This window comes from Ruegeria sp. YKSF57, from assembly GCF_059612585.1.
The window spans coordinates 1-18,365 of sequence record NZ_JBXWQW010000020.1 but is presented as its reverse complement, the minus strand read 5'-3'; the positions used below and the strand labels follow the sequence as shown (position 1 = coordinate 18,365).

Genomic DNA, 18,365 nt, shown 5'->3' with positions numbered 1-18,365 from the left:
TGCGCTCCATCAAAACCCTTGGATATCTACCCGCACCGAGCCTAGAATGCCCTGACGGAGGGGCGCGATGGATCGAAGACTGGCTGCCGTATTGGCCGCAGACATGGTTGGGTACAGTCGATTGATGGAAGCCGATGAGGCGGGAACGCTCGCCCGGCTCAGGACACATCGCATCGAACTGATCGATCCGGCAATCACCAAGAATCGCGGTAAGATCATCAAGACGACGGGGGACGGAATGCTGGTGGAATTCGCCAGTGCGCTTGATGCCGTTGCTTGTGCCGTCGAAGTCCAGAGCCGGATGCTTCGCCGCAATATCGATGTTCCCGAAAGTCAGCGCATCCAGTTTCGGATCGGCATCAATCTGGGTGATATCATATTCGAAGAAAACGACATCTTTGGCAGTGGCGTCAACGTCGCCGCGCGGCTGGAACAGGCGGCAGGGGTGGGCGACGTCGTGATTTCGGGCGCCGTACACGATCAGGTTCGTCAGCAAATGGAGCTGGGTTTCGAAGATTTGGGAGAGCTCGCGCTCAAGAATATTTCGCACGCGGTGCACGCCTATCGCGTAGAACTGGACAAGCCCAAGGCAAGCTCGGCTTCCAAAGACACTTCGAAAGACGAAGACACCCGCGTTGTGAAACCCACAATCGCGGTCCTGCCTTTTGCCAATATGAGCGGCGATACCGAGCAGGAGTTCTTTGTCGATGGCCTGACCGAGGATCTGTTGACCGAGCTCAGCCGCCGACGCGAGCTGTTTGTCATCTCGCGAAACTCGGTTTTCGTCTACAAGGGGCAGTCGGTCAATATTCGCGAGGTGGCCGGGAAACTTGGGGCCCAGTACATTGTCGAAGGCAGCGTGCGAAAGGCCGGAAACCGGGTCAGAATCACCGTCCAGTTGATCGACAGCGTGAACGATGCGCATATCTGGGCCGAAAAATACGACCGTGAGCTGGATGATATCTTTACCCTGCAGGACGAGATTACCGCGGCCGTTGTCGCAACCCTCCCCGGACGGATCGAGGCGTCGAAAACGGATGAACTGGCGCGAAAAAAACCGTCGAGCCTTGCCGCATATGAGTGTGTTCTGGCGGCCAAGGTACTGCACCACCGCAGCACGCCCACAGACAATGCCGAGGCGGTCAAGCTGGTGGATCGGGCCATTGAGCTGGACCCCGATTATGCTCATGCCCACGCGTGGCGAGGCTGTATCCGGGGGCAGGCCTGGGGCTATGGCTGGGATCCGGACACGGTTGCGGCCCTGGCCGATGCCGAAGGCTCGATCAAAAAAGCCGCTTCGCTCGACGACAACGACCCGGATGTTCACCGTCTGATGGCGGCCTTGGAGATTGTGCGCAATAACCTCGGCAAGGCCCGCTATCATCAGGAACGCGCGCTGTCACTCAATCCGAATTACGATCTGGTCGTCGTGCAGATGGGCGAATTGCTGACATGGATGGGCAAGCCCGACGAAGGGGCCGAATGGATCGAAAAGGCAATGCGCTTGAACCCGCATCACCCACCCCGGTTCTGGAGCCACCTTGGCAAGGCGCATTTCTGCGGTCGTCACTATGAACAAGCGATTGACGATTTCCAGCACCTGACCGATCTGGACATAACGCAAAACGCGTTTGTCGCTGCATGCCATGCATGGTTGGGGAATGAGACCGAGGCGAAACGGCATGCCGACGCCGTTCGGGCGGCCAACCCCGATTTCAAGATCAGCGAATTGTTGGCGACGCTGCATTATACGCGCGACGAAGACATAAAACATTTCCAACAGGGTCTGGAAAACGCCGGACTATCCTGAGTCGCCCCGAGAAAATGGCGAGCGGACCCGATCAAGGCCCGCTCTTGATCATAATTGATCAAGTCAGGTCCTTGTAGCTGATCTCGCGCGTATCTGCGCCCGGCCCGGCCTTTTCCCGGCGCACGATCAGGCGGTTCAGCGCGTTGACATAGGCCTTGGCCGAAGCAACCACCGTATCGGTGTTGGCTGACTGGCCGGTAGCGATCATGCCATCCTCTTCCAGGCGCACGGAAACGGTGGCCTGCGCATCCGTTCCTTCGGTCACCGCGTGCACCTGATAAAGTTGCAGGTGCGCCTTGTTGGGGTAAAGCGCGCGGATCGCCTTGAACGATGCGTCAACAGGCCCGTCGCCATGTTCGGTGGCGCTGACATCCCTGCCGTCGATTTCCATTTCGATGGTGGATTCCGCAGGACCGCCGGTGCCGCAGACGACCTTCATCGACACCAGTTGCAGGTGATCCCTGGCATCGCCGCCCGAATGCATGAGCGCGATGAGGTCATCGTCAAATACCTCTTTCTTGCGGTCTGCCAATTCCTTGAACCGAACGAAGATGTCCTTGAGCTGATTATCCCCAACCTCGTAGCCAAGATTGTTCAGCTTGTCCTTCAGAGCGGCGCGGCCCGAGTGTTTGCCGAGCGGCAAGGACGTTCCGGAGAGGCCGATATCCTCGGGGCGCATGATCTCGAAGTTTTCGCGGTTCTTGAGCATGCCGTCCTGGTGGATACCGCTTTCATGGGCAAAGGCATTCTTGCCGACAATCGCCTTGTTGAATTGCACTGGGAAGCCCGACACCGTCGCGACGCGGCGCGAGATATGCATGATCTTGGTGGTGTCGATCCCGGTGTGCCAGGGCATGATGTCGTTGCGGGTCTTCAGCGCCATCACCACCTCTTCGAGTGCTGTGTTTCCGGCGCGTTCGCCCAAGCCATTGATAGTGCATTCGATCTGGCGCGCGCCGCCTGCAACGGCAGCCAGGGCATTCGCGGTCGCCATGCCCAGATCGTTGTGGCAATGGGTGGCGAAGACCACCTCATCTGCACCGGGGACGGTTTCGATCAGGCGCTTGATCAGATCGGCGCTTTCCATCGGCGCGGTATAGCCGACCGTATCGGGAATGTTGATTGTTGTGGCTCCTGCCTTGATCGCAATCTCGATCACGCGGCAGAGGTAGTCCCACTCGGTCCGGGTTGCGTCCATCGGCGACCATTGCACGTTTTCACACAGATTGCGGGCGTGGCTGACGGTCTCGTGGATCTTTTCGGCCATCTCGTCCTGGGTCAGGTTCGGGATGGCGCGGTGCAGCGGTGAGGTGCCGATAAAGGTGTGGATGCGGTTCTTTTCCGCGTGTTTCACCGCCTCCCAGCAGCGGTCGATGTCGGCGAAATTGGCGCGGGCCAGACCGCAAATGCGGCTGTTTTTCGAGCGCTGGGCGATTTCGGAGACCGCCTTGAAGTCGCCTTCGGAGGCGATGGGAAACCCGGCTTCGATGATGTCCACGCCCATTTCGTCGAGCAATTCGGCGATTTCGAGCTTTTCGTCATGGGTCATGGTGGCGCCGGGGCTTTGTTCGCCGTCGCGGAGCGTGGTGTCGAAGATCAAGACGCGGTCTTGGTCGGTCACGTTGGTCATGTCGGTGTCTTTCTTGTCTGTCCTAAAGCCATTTGGCGCGCGGGCGTCCTCCTCTGAGCGGGCGCGCCGGGTGGCACGCTCAGAGGCGGATTAGGATCAGTAGGCCACGCAGAATCGCGCCACGGGTGGTGACGTCGGTGGAGGAGATATCTGCGCGGTTGATCATGAGGCGGAGTTTATACAGCCCCGTGCGGGAATGGGAAGCGGCAAAATGACCGAAATGTACATGGTTCAGACCACGGGTTGTCCGAAATGTACCGATTGCAGAGACGGTGCGAAAATCGAGCGCCTGCGGCGCGCTCTATTGGATTTTCGTTGAGGAACGCCGTCCCTCAAACTCCCTGTGGTATTTGCGACCAGAAAGAAGCGGCGAAGCGGGTCAGTCGCTTTGCGTCGCGCCGTCGGCGGGTGCCGGTTGTGCGGTTTCGTCGTTCTGGACCAGCGCGCCGTTTTCCCATGTGCCGGTTTCTTCCTGACCGTCGGAATAACGCATCCGGCCTTCGCCCTGGCGTTTGCCGTTCAGGAAGCTGCCCTCGTAGACGTCGCCATTGGCATAGGTGGCGGTGCCGATGCCGGTGATCTTGCCTTCGGTCCACTGGCCGGAATACCGGAACCCGTCCGTCATCACGATCTCGCCCTGACCGTGGCGCTGGCCGTTGGCGTATTGGCCGGTATAAACCGATCCGTCGGGATAGGTGGCCTTGCCTTCGCCGTGGCGCAGCCCGTTGGCCCAGTCGCCGTCATAGCGATAGCCGTCCGGGTATGTCATCACGCCCTTGCCGTGATTTCGGGCGTTGCGGAACTGGCCCTTGTAGACGATGCCGTTGGCATAGACCGTGGTGCCGTCGCCCTCGATCACGCCGGCGATCCAGTCGCCGTCATAGCTGGACCCGTCGGGATAGGTGATCTTGCCCTTGCCTTCGGCCAGATCGGCCTGAAAGGCACCGACATAGATCGAGCCGTCGGGATAGGTCATGCGGCCGTTGCCTTCGATCTGGCCATTGGTCCAGTCGCCGGTATAGCGGAAGCCGTCGGTCCCGACGAAGGTGCCCTGCCCGTGGCGCTGATCGTCCAGAAAGTCGCCCTCGTAGACGTCGCCATCCGCGCCGATGGTCTTGCCCTTGCCTTCGCGGCGGCCGTCGCGGAACGCGCCTTCGTAGACGTCGCCGTTGGGATAGGACAGCGTTCCGGCCCCGCTCATCTGGCCATTGGACCAGTCGCCGGTATAGGACACGCCGTCGGAAAACTGGACCGTGCCTGTACCATTCCGGACGCCGCCGCGCACGTCGCCCTCGTAGACAGAGCCGTCGGCATAGGTGAACTTGCCCTTGCCGTCCTGCTGGCCATCGACCCAGTCGCCTTCGTAGACGTAGTTGTCGGCGACACGCAGCGTTCCCTTGCCATGGTGCAGGCCATTCCTGAATTCGCCTTTGTACTGGCTGCCGCTGGTGAAGACCGCAAGGCCAGCGCCGTCAAAAACGCCGTCCTTCCATTCACCTTCATAGGTGCCGCCGTCGGCATAGACGATCTTGCCCTGCCCGTGCGGTTTGCCCTTGGCAAACTCGCCCTCATAGACAGAGCCGTCGGGAAAGCGCGCGGTGCCCTTGCCTTCGATCTCGCCCTCGATCCACTGGCCGGTATATTCGTAGCCGTTGGGCAGGCGATAGGTGCCAATGCCGTGCTGCAATCCACCTTTGAAGGTGCCCTCATAGACGCCGCCGACTTCGTCTTCGGTGGTCAGGATCTGATCATCTTGGGCCCAGGCGGTTCCGGCCAGCGCGGCGAATGCCGCCGTTGCCATAGTTTTGCGGATCGAGACCATCGCTGCCCCTGTTTGCCTTGATTGCATCAAAAATACGCTGCTCGGTAGGCCGAAACTTAGGATACCGGGGAGGGCGGGGCAATGTCTTTTGCTCCATTGGCCTTTTCCTCGGGGCGCGATCTGGTAAATGGCTTTGAATGGATGAGAGCAGGGGGGCGTCATGGCCGACCGTTTCCGTATCACTCTGGCGCAGCTCAACCCGGTGGTGGGCGACCTGTCAGGCAATGCCGACAAGGCCTTGCAGGCCTGGGAGCTTGGGCGCGCGGCGGGGGCCGATCTGGTAGCCCTGCCCGAGATGTTCATTTCCGGATACAACACGCAGGATCTGGTGATGAAGCCTGCGTTCCATGACACCGCGATCGCGATGATCGAGACCCTGGCCGAGGAATGCGCCGACGGCCCGGCACTTGCCATCGGCGGGCCTTGGGTTGAGGAAGGCAAGCTGTATAACGCCTATCTGATTCTGAAGGGCGGCAAGATTGCCAGCCGGGCGCTGAAGCATCACCTGCCAAACGAGACCGTTTTCGACGAGGTGCGCATTTATGACGCCGGACCTTTGGGGGGGCCGTATTCGGTGGGCAACACGCGTGTCGGCAGCCCGATCTGCGAAGATGCCTGGCACGAGGATGTGGCGGAAACACTGGCGGAAACCGGGGCGGAGTTCCTGCTGATCCCGAACGGGTCGCCCTATTTCCGCAACAAGACCGAACTTCGCATCAATCAGATGGTGGCGCGGGTTGTCGAAACCGGTTTGCCGCTGATCTATCTCAACATGGTTGGCGGGCAGGATGACCAGGTGTTCGACGGGGGCACCTTTGCGCTGAACCCCGGCGGTGAACTGGCGTTGCGGATGCCGGTGTTTGACGAGGCGGTGACCCATCTTGATCTGCAGCGTGGCGACGATGGCTGGCGTATCGTCCCCGGCGAGATCGCGCCGCAGCCCGACGAATGGGAGCAGGATTACCGCACCATGGTGCAGTCGTTGCGCGACTACATGGCCAAGACCGGGTTCAAGAAGGCGGTTCTGGGCCTGTCGGGCGGTGTGGATTCGGCGCTGGTCGCGGCCATCGCGGTGGATGCGCTGGGGGCCGGGAACGTGCGTTGTGTCATGCTGCCGTCGGAATATACCAGCCCCGGGTCTCTGGAGGATGCCGAGGCGGTGGCGAAGGCGCTGGGCGTCCGGTACGATCATGTTCCGATTTCGGAAAGCCGGGCGGCGGTAACACGCACGCTGGCGCCGGTGTTCGAGGGGCTGCAGCCGGACATCACCGAGGAAAACATCCAGTCGCGCCTGCGCGGGCTGTTGTTGATGGCGATATCGAACAAGTTTGGCGAGATGCTGTTGACCACCGGCAACAAATCCGAGATCGCGGTGGGCTATGCCACGATCTATGGCGACATGAACGGGGGCTACAATCCGATCAAGGACCTTTACAAGACGCGGGTGTTCGAGACCTGCCGTTGGCGCAATGCCAATCACCGCGACTGGATGATGGGGCCTGGGGGCGAGGTGATCCGGCCTTCGGTCATCGACAAGCCGCCGAGTGCGGAACTGCGCGAAGACCAGAAAGACAGCGACAGCCTGCCGGATTATCCGGTGCTGGATGGGATTCTGGACATTCTTGTGGATCAGGACGGCTCGATTGCCGATTGCGTCGCTGCCGGGTTTGAGCGCGACGTGGCCAAGCGGGTCGAGCATCTGCTGTATATCAGTGAATACAAACGCTTTCAGTCCGCCCCCGGCGCGCGTCTGACCCAGCGGTCGTTCTGGCTGGACCGGCGCTATCCCATCGTCAATCGCTGGCGCGATCCGAGCTGAAGCCGATATTCGGCCCCTCTTTTGCCTTAATTTTGCCATCTATGCGGCGAAAATGTCGGGTTGCAGGCAGGATTGCCGCAAGAGGGGTGATTCAATTCACGGATTTCAGGAGTATTGTTTCCACCTTCAGTGAAGTAGCGGTGATTTGGCCGAGCATTTGGGGGAATGCGAGGGGTCAATGTTGGAAGAATTTGACAAACCGATTCATACCGCGCCGAGGCTGGCCTCGATGCGGGGCGCGAAGCGGAGTTTGGACGAAAAAAGAACGGATGCAGCGATCAACGCCATCCTGAGCGGCAAGTCGCTTGAACCGGTCGAAGAGCGGAGCGGCTGGATCACGGCGCCCGAACCCGTGCGGCCCCGCAAGGAGCCTGCAACCGAGAAACCGGCCAGGAAGAAGGGCGGTTTCATCGGACCGATTCCCGTGCGGGAAAACCGGTATGAGCCAACCTGGCTGCATGTGTTCATCGCGACGGTCGCGCTGATCATGCTGTGGCAACCATTGCTGTTGCCGTTGCTTGTTGCCCTGTTTCTGGTCGTGGTTCTGGTGTCTTACTGGACTTTGGGACATGAACGGGTGGTCGAGTTGGCAGGGCGCGGGATGGATTGGCTGGAACTCAAGCGCCCTGACCTGGCGGGCCGAATCAGGCAACGATTGATTCAGGCGTCGAAATTCGCGGGCCGGATCGTTGATGTTCTGCCCGCGCGCTGGACCGAGGGGCTGTACCTGCCGGATTTCGAACCCGCCGACGACCTGCCCGAGAAAATGCGCAGCGACCCCTTTGAGCGGCTCAAGGGAACTCGCCGCGATCCGTGACATTTGAAGTGAAAAGGCGCTGCCTTTGCGGTGCCGGGTAGACTGAAAAGACAATCGCCACCGCGCGGTTGTTTTTTCTTTGGGGACAAACTGTTTCCAAAATGTACTAGAATTGCCACATTTGTGACACAATTAAGGTTCAATTTGGCCTCAACTGGGGCGGAATTGACATATTGTGAGTGGGTTAGCCACCTTTCTCAATTCCTGAGAGCATGAAAAGTTTTTGGATTCCGGGATCAAATCCGGAAGGTATCGAGTGTTTTGGGACCAGTGTTTGGTGGTGTGATGTTAAATGGTTATGACAAGCCTCTCCATTCCTTGCCGGAATGGAAATTGATGCGTTCTTTTGGGTGCAAGTTCGACGAAATTGGCATCGACAAAGCGATTGCCAATGTTTTGGGGGACCCGCACAACAAGCCGCGCAAGAGGGGGCGCCCGCTGTGGTTGGGTGAAGAATGGCGGGTCGAGGAGTGATGCCACGACCCCGTGAGTGCAAGTAGTGGGCTTTAAAGCCGAGGGGGAATCGGCACGTCTTTGGGGTGACATGTGAGTGGTGCCCCAAAGACACAGGTCAACGGGATTGCTATGCGCGCCTGTGACCGAAAAGAGTCTTTGGGCGCCATTAGGCAAAGGAATGCCAACGTCACTGGCAGGTTTGCGCCGCAAAATCCGCGGGGCTGAGAGACCCCCTTTTTTTCAGTCACGAAACCGTTATGTGCATGCGCAGAAACCAGTTGCCTTGGGGCTGCCATGAAACTCAACGCTTTGGAAATTTTTTGCATCCTTTTGGCCAGTTCACTGGCTGTGGCTGCGTTTATCGGGGCAATTCACGCCCTGTTGACGGCGGTCTGAGCTGATTGCGTCGATCTGATCCAACTGCCAACGGATCGGGACCAAGCTCAAAAAACTTTGCGCGAGAAGTCGAGGTTATCTGCGTTCGGTGACGTCTGTGCCGGGCGCAGATCGCACCCAAGAAACGCCTTGCGACCAATTGAATGACCGGGTTGCCACATTTTCAGAGTGAGCAATCCGTTCGGGTCAATTTCGCTTTCTTCGATCGCCAAAGCGCGACATCAATGGGACAGATGCAACTGTATTTGAGCCATTGATGCCCGGTCCCAAGCCTACTTCATTCGAGTCCGACCTGGCCCTTCCAAAAAAGGTTGATGTTGTCGTCATAGGTGGCGGCATAATCGGTACGTCGACCGCGCTGGAGCTCGCGGAACGAGGCATATCGGTTCTTCTGTGCGAAAAGGGGCAGATCGGGGCCGAGCAAAGCTCTCGCAATTGGGGCTGGGTGCGGTTGGGGATGCGCGACCCGCGCGAGATTCCCCTGATGCAGGAGGCGCGCAGGATCTGGCAGGGACTGGACGAACGACTTGGCCGCCCCACCGGGTACAGGCAGGCCGGGATCCTCTTTGCCGACTCGGGGCGGCGCGGTCACGAACGTCAGGCGTGCTGGCTTTCGCATGTCGAAGGGTTGCAAACCGGCGCGCGGCTGGTGAGCGGGGCCGAGCTGGCCGCGTTGTTGCCGGGGCATGACGGAGAGGTCAACGCGGGCCTGCACATGCCGCAGGACGGCCGTGCCGAACCGCAACTGGCCGCGCCGGCGATTGCCGAAGGCGCGCGGGATCGGGGCGCGGCAGTAATGGCGAATTGCGCCGTTCGTTCGGTCGATGTCGAGGCGGGACGCGTTGCCGGGGTCATCACCGAACGCGGGCGCGTGGCCTGCAGCCAGGTCGTACTGGCGGGCGGGGCATGGTCACGGCTGTTTGCCGGGAATGCGGATATTTTCCTGCCGCAACTCAAGGTGCTGAACACCGCCATGCGAACCTCTCCGGTCGAAGGATTGCCGGAGGCAGCGCTCTGGTCCAACGATTTTGCCATGCGCAAACGGGCTGATGGCGGGTATTCGATCGCATCCGGCCACGACAACATCGTCGATATAGTGCCGGACAGTTTCCGGCTTGGGTACCGCTATTTGCCCGCGCTTGTGCAGGACTGGAGTTCGCTGCAGTTCAGGTTGTCGCGGTATTGGGCCGAAGAGGCGCAGCAGAACCGGTCCTGGCTGCCCACCGATGTGACCCCGTTCGAACATTGTCGCATCCTGGACCCCGAACCAACATGGCGGGTCGTGCGCAAGGCCTGGGCCAGGGCGTGCCGGGCGTTTCCGGCGCTTTGTTCGGCCGAAATCGTGCAAAGCTGGGCGGGATACATGGATGTCACGCCCGACGCCATTCCGGTGATCTCGCAGGTTGACAGTCTGCCGGGGATGTTCATCGCCACCGGCTTTTCCGGGCATGGGTTCGGCATCGGGCCGGGCGCGGGGCGACTGACGGCCGATCTTGTGACCGCCGATACGCCTTGCGTCGACCCCTCTGCGTTCCGCCTGTCGCGGTTTACCGACGGCTCAAGGGTGCGTCCCGACCCGGGGTATTGACCTGTCTCAGCCCATCATCTGATAGCTGACCGGGACAAACCGGAACCCGTCGCCGCGCGGTTCGACGAAACCGGCCGCCGGGAAGGGCATGTGATAGCCGATCATCGGGACACGGTCCGCCGCCAGCATGCCCAGAACCTTTCGGCGCGAGGCCGTGGCGGCTGCCTTGTCGACGTCAAAGCTGAGTTCCCATTCGGGATGTGCAAAGGACCACACATAGTGATTGGCCAGATCGGCCGTCAGCACCAGACGCTGGTCGCCGCTTTCGATGTGGTAAACGGTGTGTCCGGGGGTATGGCCGAATGCGGCCACTGCGGTGACGCCTGAAACAACCTCGCCGCCATCTTCGACAAAGGTCATCTTTTCAGCCAGCGGGGTGACATTTCCGGCAACCAGATCGCGGACCGGGTTGCCTTCTTCCAACCCGCTCCAGAAGTCGTATTCCTTTGCGGCGGTGACATAGCGGGCATTGGCAAAGGTCGGTGCGCCATCTGTCATCAGGCCGCCGATGTGATCGGGATGCATGTGGGTGATGACGACCACGTCGATGGCGTCGGGGCTTGTCCCGGCGGCGGCAAGCGCCTTTTGAATGCCGCCCTGGCCCAGGCCGGTATCGAACAGAACCCGCTCTGACCCGGTGTCGATCAGGGTGGGGGTGAAAAAGAACTGCGCCGCATCTGCGGGAATGAAGTTTTCCGCCGAGACGCGGGCGAATTCCTCGTCGCTGACATTGGCGCCAAAGACGTCCTTGGCGCCGTCGCGGGGAAAGCTGCCATCGAGAAGGGTGCTGACCGAAAACCCGCCCAGCTTGAAGGACCGGGCGATGGGCGGTTCGGAAGCGCCAGTTTCAGCGGCCAATGCGGGCCTTGCGGCTGCGGCCAGAGGCAGAGCGGCAGCGGCGCCCAAGGCGGAACGGCGGGTCAGTTTCACGGTCATGGATCAGCCTCCCAACAGGTGTTTTGACAAATGACATTAGTGCGGCTGCCGGATAAGGCAGTGTGCGCGCGCGCAGAGGGGATGTGCGGCGTCAGAGAAAGCTGTAGAAACGGGACATGGCGAAGGCAAATAACAAAACCGTTCCTACCGGACAGGCGGTCGAGGCGTTTCTGGCGTCGGTGGATCCCGTCGACCGTGCCAGGGATGCGCGACAACTGGACCGGTTGTTTCGCCGGGTCACCGGTTTTGCGCCGGTGATGTGGGGGCCGTCGATCGTGGGGTATGGCCGGTATCACTATGTCTACAAGAGCGGCCGCGAGGGCGACTATCTGGCCACCGGGTTTTCGCCGCGCAAATCCGCCCTTTCGATCTATATCATGCCGGGATATGCGGATTTCGGCGAGATCCTTGCCCGGCTGGGCAAACACAAGACCGGCAAGTCCTGCCTGTATGTCAACAAGCTGGCGGATATAGACCTGGACGTGCTGGCGGAACTGATCCGGGCGGGGTTGACCGATCTGGCGGCCCATTGGCCGGTCGATCCGACCTGAGCCGCTTCATCTTTTGAAAAATACGCCCGCCGGAGGCACGCGCCCCGAAAAGGCGCGTTCAGCCGCGCTGGACAAAATGCCGCCCATGTGACAAGAGCCGCGCAACAGGAGACACCCATGACCACCACCCGTTTCGCCCCGTCGCCCACCGGTTACATCCACGTCGGCAACCTGCGCACCGCATTGATGAATTTCCTGATTGCCCGCAAGGCAGGCGGCACCTTCATCCTGCGCCTCGACGACACCGATCCCGAACGGTCGAAAGAAGAATATGTCGACGCCATCAAGCAGGATATGGAATGGCTGGGCCTGCAGTGGGACCGCGTCGAACGGCAGTCCGCGCGGCTGGACCGCTATGCCGAGGCCGCCGACAAGCTGCGCGGGATGGGGCGGTTCTACGAGGCGTTCGAGACCCCGACCGAGCTGGACCTCAAGCGCAAGAAACAGCTCAACATGGGCAAGCCGCCGGTCTATGACCGCGCCGCGCTGGCGCTGTCGGAGGCTGAAAAGGACGCGCTGCGCGCCGAGCGTGGTGACGGGGTGTGGCGGTTCAAGCTGGATCAGCAGCGGATCGAATGGACCGACGGCATTCTGGGCGACATCTCGATCGACGCCGCCTCGGTCTCGGACCCGGTGCTGATCAAGGCGGACGGCCAGGTGCTGTACACGCTGGCCTCGGTGGTGGATGACACCGAAATGGGTGTGACGAACGTGGTGCGCGGGTCCGACCACGTGACCAATACCGCCACCCAGATCCAGATCATCGAGGCGCTGGGCGGAACACCTCCCAGCTTTGCGCATCATTCGTTGCTGACCGGACCGCAGGGCGAGGCGCTGTCGAAACGTCTGGGGACGCTGGCGCTGCGCGACCTGCGCGAGCAAGGCGTCCAACCGATGGCACTGCTGAGCCTGATGGCGCGGCTGGGGTCCTCGGACCCGGTTGAAATGCGAAACGACATGGCGGAGCTGATCGACGGGTTCGACGTAACCCGGTTCGGCGCCGCGCCGACCAAGTTCGACGTGCAGGACCTGTTCCCGCTGACCGCCAAGTACCTTCAGATGCTGCCCCTGTCGGACGTGGCCGATGCGGTGGCGGCAGCAGGCGTTCCGGATGATCTGGCCGAGCCGTTCTGGTTGATGGCGCGCGAGAACATCACAACGCTGAACGATCTTCAGGGCTGGTGGGAGCTGTGCCGCGACGGCGCCGAGCCGCTGATCGAAGACGAGGACCGCGCGTTCATCGCCGAGGCGATGGCGCTGTTGCCCGAAGGCCCGTATGACGGAGAGACCTGGGGTACGTGGACCCAGGCCGTCAAGGAGGCCACGGGCCGCAAGGGCAAGGGATTGTTCATGCCGCTCCGCAAGGCGGTCACCGGCATGGAGCGGGGGCCGGAGATGGCCGCGCTGTTGCCGTTGATGCAGGTGATCCGCGCCCGCGGTTGAGTGAACGCGCCCGTACGGGCGCGTGCCTTCGGCGAGAGTATTTTTGAAAAGATGAAGAGGGGCGGGGCGCGTGGGCACCCGCCCTTTTTCGTCAGGCGGTCTGGACGATTTTTGCCGAGATCGCCCCAAGGCGGTCGTCGACGAATTCGGTCTCTTCCGGGCGGAGTTGCTGATGGCGGGGATAACGCGGCTGGGCCCGGTCATTCAAGATCGGTGCGCCCCACCCGTCGGTGGTGGCGAAGAACCGGTCGGCCCCGTCCGGCCCATAGGCGCGCAAATAGCCCTGGACCACGACGTCGATATAGCTGAGCAGGATCGGGTAGCGGTCGGAGGGGGCTGTGTGGCGGTGTTCCGGCACGGCGTAGACGGCGATTTCGACGTCTCCCTTCAGCGGGTGCGAGATGGCCCGGGTCGCGGGCACCCGGTCATAGGCCCATTCGCGTTCGTCCAGTGCCGCCCAGTCGTTTTTGGGTACATGGGCGATCATGCCTTCGATTTCGCTGTCCGGGGCAGGGATGGCGGTGAGAAAGGCCACGGGTCGCAGATCGGTGTGCCGCCAGGCACGCCGCCAGCCGCGCAGCGTGGCCGGGTGCGGATCGGGGAAATCATGTGTCGCGAGATTGACGAGGCTGCCATAGCCAAAGAAATACGGGTCTTTCATCGGGTTTGTTGTCATGTGAGCAATTGATGTATGTCAAACAGTTTTTTTGGAACGCGTGCAATAAGGTTCCACCGTGAAATTCGAGGAGGAACACATGCGCATTACCAAGAGGACGAATATCGCCATCCGTCTGTTGATGTATTGTGCCGCGCATCAGGACCGGCTGGTCACGAAAGCCGAGATCGCCGAGGTATGCAATATCTCCGAAAACCATCTGGCCCAGGTGATCAACCAGCTGAGCCAGCTCAGTTATCTGAGCACCCAGCGCGGTCGGAACGGGGGGATGTCATTGGGGCGGCCCGCCGAACAGATCCGGATCGGTGAGGTATTCCGCGATGTCGAAGGCAACCTGCCGATTGCCGAGTGTTTTGCCGATGCCGACAATACCTGTCCACTGACAGATGCCTGCCGGTTGCGGCTGGCGCTGCGGGATGCGGCGCAAGCCTTTTATGCCTCGCTGGATGAGATCACGCTGGATGCGCTGGTATGTGACAACACGGACCTTCTGAAGATCCTGCAGCCGGTGGCCTGTCTGCGGCAAAGCGCCTGAGCGCGGGCTGAACCGCATGCCTTGGGTCAATCATTGGCCCGCAGGACCTGCGCGGGGCGGGCCGAAAGCGGCTGCCAGGCAAAGATCAGCCCTGCTGCGAGGGTGACGCCTATCCCTGTGCCGATGATGGTGACGGCAGAGGGCCAGATTACCGTGAAGTTCAGCTCGAAAACGTAGGTTGCGACGGCCCAGCCGCCCAGCAAACCGGCCGCCAGCGCCACAAGGCCCGCCGCCGCGCCAAGCAGTGCGGCGCGCAGGGCGAAGCTGAGCAGGATACGGCGGCGCGCGGCACCGAGCGTTTTCAGGATCGCCGCCTCGTGCCGGCGGGCGGGTTCGCCAGCGGCGGCGGCGCCGATCAGCACCAGAAACCCGGTCAGCAACGACACACCTGCGCCATAGGATGTGGCGGTTGCCAGCCCGCCCAGCACCTCGGACACGCGGTCGATGGCGTCGCGGACACGGATGGCGGTGATGTTGGGGAACTGCGTGGCGAGGTCGCGCAGGATGGCGGCCTCGGCCTGCTCCTCGGCATAGACCGTGGCGATGAAGCTGTGCGGTGCGGCGGCCAGCGCAGCGGGGTTCATCGACAACACGAACCCCATGCCGGCGGTCGAGAAATCAACCTCGCGGAACGAGGTGATTTCGGCGGTGATGTCGCGGCCCAGGATGTTGATGGTGAGCGTATCGCCGAGGGAAAGGCCCATTTCCTGTGCTTCTTCGGTGGCGAAGCTGATCTGCGGTGGGCCGGAATAGTCGTCAGGCCACCATTCCCCGGCGGTCAGGCGGGCCTTGGGCGGTGGGGCGGCGGAATAGGTCACACCCCGGTCGCCACTCAGCACCCAATGATCGCCCGCCACGTCGCGGGCAGGTTTTCCGTTGATCCGGGTGATGACGCCGCGCAGCATCGGCGCGCTTTCCATGCCGCTGACCGCCGGATCCTTGGACAGGCGTTCGGTAAAGCCGGGCATCTGGTCTTTCTGGATGTCGACGAAGAAATAGGAGGGTGCGACATCGGGCAGATTGCCCGAGATCGCGCTGCGCAGGTTGCCGTCGATCTGGCCGACTGCCGCAAGGACCGACAGGCCAAGGCCCAGCGACAGGACGACCGATGCAGCCCCTTCGCGTGGGCCGGAAATGGCGGCGAGCGCCCAGCGAAGAGCAGGACGCCCCCGTGCGCCCGGCAGGGTGAGGCGGGCGAGGGCGCGGATGCCATAGGCCGAGGCCGCCAGCAGGATCAGGGCACCGGTGAGACCCGCGGCTGTCCAGAGCGTGAGGCGGGGCGAGCCGTTGAAGGATGCGGCCAGCCCGACCAGCAGCGCCAGGGCAAGGGCGGTCGCCAGCACGTAGCGGACGCGCGGAAGGGCGCGCGATGCCGACAGGGCGTCGCGGAACAGGGCGGCGGCCCGGATGTCTTCGGTGCGGGCCAATGGCCAGAGGGTGAAGATGAAGGCGGTGATGAGGCCATAAAGCGCGGCTTCGAACAGCGGTTCGGGATAGAGCGAAAACACCGCCGGTACCGGCAATTGCGCTTGCAGCAGCGGGGCCAGCAGGACGGGGGCAAGACCGCCCAGAAGAAGGCCGATCAGGATGCCGAGGATCGACAGCGCGCCGATCTGCAGGAAATAGGTTTGGAAGATGGTGGTGCGGTCCGCCCCCAGAGTGCGCAGGGTGGCGATGGTGCCGGTCTTTCCGGTCAGATAGGCGCGGACGGCGGCAGAAACACCAACACCGCCGACCGCAAGGCCGGACAGGCCCACGAGGATCAGGAATGCGCCGAGGCGCGACACGAACTCGGCAATGCCGGGGGCGCCGTTGCGGGCATCGGTCCAGCGCAGGCCGGCGTTCCGGAATGTGCGTTTCGCTTCGCGAGCGGTCGCGGCAAGGTCAGCGCCGGGGGGCAGGTCAAGCCGGTATTTGGTGGAGAACAGCGTACCCGGCTGCAACAGGCCCGAATTGGCAAGACTGTCGGTCAGCACCAGGGTGCGCGGGCCAAGAGCGAACCCGTCTGCCGCGCCGTCGGGTTCGTGGACAAGGGCGGCCATCAGGACAAAGTCCTGCGTGCCAAGCCGGAAAGTGTCGCCCGGCTGCAGGCCCAGACGGTCGATCAGCACACGCTGCATGACCGCGCCGGGCAGCCCGTCGCGGCCCGCCAGCGCCTGCGGCAGGGGTATGTCGGGGGACAGGCGGGCAGTGCCGACCAGCGGATACACCCCGTCGACGGCCTTGACCTGTGTCAGCGCCCGGTCGGTTTCCTCTGCCCGGTCGACCACCGCCATCGAGCGAAAATCGACGACCTCGGACAGGGTATCGGCCTTGCCGGTCATCCAGGCGCGCTCGTCTTCACTGGCGAACCGATAGGTGAATTCAAGCTCGGCATCGCCGCCAAGCAGTGCGGCGCCTTCGCGGGCCAGCCCGGCCTCGATGGCAGAGCGCACGGAACCGACGGCGGCGATGGCGGCAACACCAAGGGCGAGGCAGGCGAGGAAGACGCGGAACCCCTGCAATCCGCCGCGCAGTTCGCGCCGGGCGATGCGGGCGGCTTGGCGCAGGCTCATTCGGCGGCCTCGCGGCGGGTTTCGGTATCGACGCGGCCATCGCGCAGCCGGACCACCCGGTCGCAGCGGCGCGCAAGTTCGTGGCTGTGGGTCACCAGCACCAGTGTCGCCCCATGCCGGTCGCGCAGGCCGAACAGCAGGTCGATGATGGCGTGGCCGTTGGCCTCGTCCAGATTACCGGTGGGTTCGTCCGCCAGAAGGATCTGCGGGCGCGGGGCCGAAGCGCGGGCCAGCGCGACGCGCTGTTGCTCGCCGCCCGACAGTTGCGCGGGGTAGTGGTCGAGCCGGTGCGAAAGGCCAACGGTGTCCAGCTCGGCCTCGGCGCGGGAAAAGGCGTCGCGGTGGCCTGCCAGTTCCAGCGGCGTGGCGACGTTTTCCAGCGCGGTCATGGTGGGGATGAGGTGGAAGTTCTGGAACACCACCCCCATGTTGTCGCGGCGGAAACGGGCAAGCGCGTCCTCGTCCAGCCGGGTCAGGTCTTGCCCCAGGGCGGTGATGGACCCGTGCGTGGCCTGTTCCAGCCCGCCCATCAGCATCAGCAGCGATGACTTGCCCGAACCCGAAGGACCGACAAGGCCAAGCGTTTCGCCGCGCTCAACACTCAGCGAAACGTCGTGCAGGATATCGACACGCCCGGCATTGCTTTCCAGCGACAAAGAGGCATCTTTGAGAATAAGCACGGGGTCGGTCATCGGCGGGTCCTGTGAGTTGGGTACCTGACTGGATATGGAGCCAAATCGTTCATGCGCAAGAGTTTAACCGCTGGCCTGCTGGTTGCAATCTGCGCGCCCGCCTGTGCCGAACAGGTGGTTATTGCGGCGCTGGGGGATTCCCTGACGCAGGGTTTCGGCCTGATCGAGCAGGAGGGTTTCGTGCCGCAGATGCGCGAATGGCTGGCCGGGAACGGGGCGGATGTGCGTCTGATCAACGCCGGCGTGTCCGGCGACACCACGGCGGGTGGGGCGGCGCGGGTCGAATGGACACTGACGCCCGATGTGGACGCTATGATCGTGGTGTTGGGGGGTAATGACCTGTTGCGCGGGATTGATCCGGCCGAGGCGCGGGCCAATCTGGATCATGTCCTGACGGTTGCGAACAGCGCCGAGGTTGAGGTGTTGCTGATCGGGATGGAAGCACCGGGCAATTACGGGCCCGAGTACAAGGCCGCGTTCGATGCAATCTATCCCGATCTGGCCCGGCAACATGACACCTTGCTGGCCGGGAATTTCTTTGCGGGGCTGGGATCGGACGATCCGGCGGCAGTCCAACAGATGATGCAGCCCGACGGCATCCATCCCAATGCCAGGGGCGTGGCGGCCATTGTCGAAAAC

The 18,365-nt window shown here is 62.3% G+C and carries 15 protein-coding genes; 9 read left to right on the top strand and 6 right to left on the bottom strand.

From position 1 onward, the window contains the following. Positions 1-67 precede the first annotated feature (67 nt). Positions 68-1,810: an adenylate/guanylate cyclase domain-containing protein gene (locus AC2FLX_RS10090; RefSeq protein ID WP_480751791.1), complete on the top strand. Its 1,743-nt coding sequence runs from the start codon at positions 68-70 to the stop codon at positions 1,808-1,810. 58 nt (positions 1,811-1,868) lie between these two features. Here AC2FLX_RS10090 and AC2FLX_RS10085 read toward each other — a convergent pair whose 3' ends face one another. Together AC2FLX_RS10085 and AC2FLX_RS10080 are read right to left on the bottom strand one after the other, a co-directional pair. Continuing rightward, entirely contained in the window at positions 1,869-3,440 is a 1,572-nt protein-coding gene (locus AC2FLX_RS10085; RefSeq protein ID WP_480751793.1) for a 2-isopropylmalate synthase, read from the bottom strand. Positions 3,441-3,819: 379 nt separating this feature from the next. Next, the gene (locus AC2FLX_RS10080; RefSeq protein ID WP_496810797.1) at positions 3,820-5,262 is read right to left on the bottom strand and encodes an MORN repeat-containing protein; all 1,443 of its coding nucleotides are present in this window, start codon (positions 5,260-5,262) and stop codon (positions 3,820-3,822) included. Between the two features lie 160 nt (positions 5,263-5,422). Here AC2FLX_RS10080 and AC2FLX_RS10075 point away from each other — a divergent pair, with 160 nt between their 5' ends. The 4 genes from AC2FLX_RS10075 to AC2FLX_RS10060 all read left to right on the top strand — a co-directional run bounded on the left by AC2FLX_RS10075 (position 5,423) and on the right by AC2FLX_RS10060 (position 10,338). Further along, positions 5,423-7,081 (top strand): NAD+ synthase, encoded by a 1,659-nt coding sequence (locus AC2FLX_RS10075; RefSeq protein ID WP_480751794.1) that lies wholly within the window; start codon positions 5,423-5,425, stop codon positions 7,079-7,081. A 178-nt stretch (positions 7,082-7,259) separates the two neighbouring features. Beyond that, positions 7,260-7,898 (top strand): hypothetical protein, encoded by a 639-nt coding sequence (locus AC2FLX_RS10070; protein WP_496810781.1) that lies wholly within the window; start codon positions 7,260-7,262, stop codon positions 7,896-7,898. Between the two features lie 270 nt (positions 7,899-8,168). Continuing rightward, a complete protein-coding gene (locus AC2FLX_RS10065) occupies positions 8,169-8,372 on the top strand; it encodes a hypothetical protein (RefSeq protein WP_496807306.1) in 204 nt (67 codons plus the stop codon). Positions 8,373-9,006: 634 nt separating this feature from the next. After that, positions 9,007-10,338 (top strand): NAD(P)/FAD-dependent oxidoreductase, encoded by a 1,332-nt coding sequence (locus tag AC2FLX_RS10060; protein WP_496807305.1) that lies wholly within the window; start codon positions 9,007-9,009, stop codon positions 10,336-10,338. Positions 10,339-10,344: 6 nt separating this feature from the next. Here the strand turns inward: AC2FLX_RS10060 and AC2FLX_RS10055 are convergent, their stop codons facing one another. Beyond that, positions 10,345-11,274 carry an MBL fold metallo-hydrolase gene (locus AC2FLX_RS10055; protein ID WP_496807304.1) on the bottom strand — a complete coding sequence of 310 codons (930 nt, stop codon included), beginning with the start codon at positions 11,272-11,274 and terminating at the stop codon, positions 10,345-10,347. Between the two features lie 116 nt (positions 11,275-11,390). Between AC2FLX_RS10055 and AC2FLX_RS10050 the strand changes: the two genes are divergently transcribed. Continuing rightward, the gene (locus AC2FLX_RS10050; protein WP_496807303.1) at positions 11,391-11,825 is read left to right on the top strand and encodes a DUF1801 domain-containing protein; all 435 of its coding nucleotides are present in this window, start codon (positions 11,391-11,393) and stop codon (positions 11,823-11,825) included. 117 nt (positions 11,826-11,942) lie between these two features. Beyond that, positions 11,943-13,268 (top strand): glutamate--tRNA ligase, encoded by a 1,326-nt coding sequence (gene gltX / locus AC2FLX_RS10045; RefSeq protein ID WP_496810782.1) that lies wholly within the window; start codon positions 11,943-11,945, stop codon positions 13,266-13,268. Positions 13,269-13,359: 91 nt separating this feature from the next. Here the strand turns inward: gltX and AC2FLX_RS10040 are convergent, their stop codons facing one another. Beyond that, positions 13,360-13,929, bottom strand: a complete 570-nt coding sequence (locus AC2FLX_RS10040; protein ID WP_496810783.1) for a gamma-glutamylcyclotransferase family protein — start codon at positions 13,927-13,929, stop codon at positions 13,360-13,362. A 94-nt stretch (positions 13,930-14,023) separates the two neighbouring features. Between AC2FLX_RS10040 and AC2FLX_RS10035 the strand changes: the two genes are divergently transcribed. Beyond that, the gene (locus AC2FLX_RS10035; protein ID WP_480751803.1) at positions 14,024-14,479 is read left to right on the top strand and encodes an RrF2 family transcriptional regulator; all 456 of its coding nucleotides are present in this window, start codon (positions 14,024-14,026) and stop codon (positions 14,477-14,479) included. Positions 14,480-14,505: 26 nt separating this feature from the next. On the opposite strand, the gene AC2FLX_RS10030 is transcribed toward AC2FLX_RS10035, so the two are convergent. Next, a complete protein-coding gene (locus AC2FLX_RS10030; RefSeq protein WP_496810784.1) occupies positions 14,506-17,034 on the bottom strand; it encodes an ABC transporter permease in 2,529 nt (842 codons plus the stop codon). Further along, positions 17,031-17,726, bottom strand: coding sequence for an ABC transporter ATP-binding protein (locus AC2FLX_RS10025; protein WP_480751805.1), 696 nt, complete (start codon positions 17,724-17,726; stop codon positions 17,031-17,033). Before AC2FLX_RS10025 ends, AC2FLX_RS10030 begins: the two co-directional genes overlap by 4 nt. A gap of 51 nt (positions 17,727-17,777) precedes the next feature. Between AC2FLX_RS10025 and AC2FLX_RS10020 the strand changes: the two genes are divergently transcribed. Beyond that, a partial coding sequence (locus AC2FLX_RS10020) for an arylesterase (protein ID WP_496875420.1) occupies positions 17,778-18,365 on the top strand: 588 nt, incomplete at its 3' end.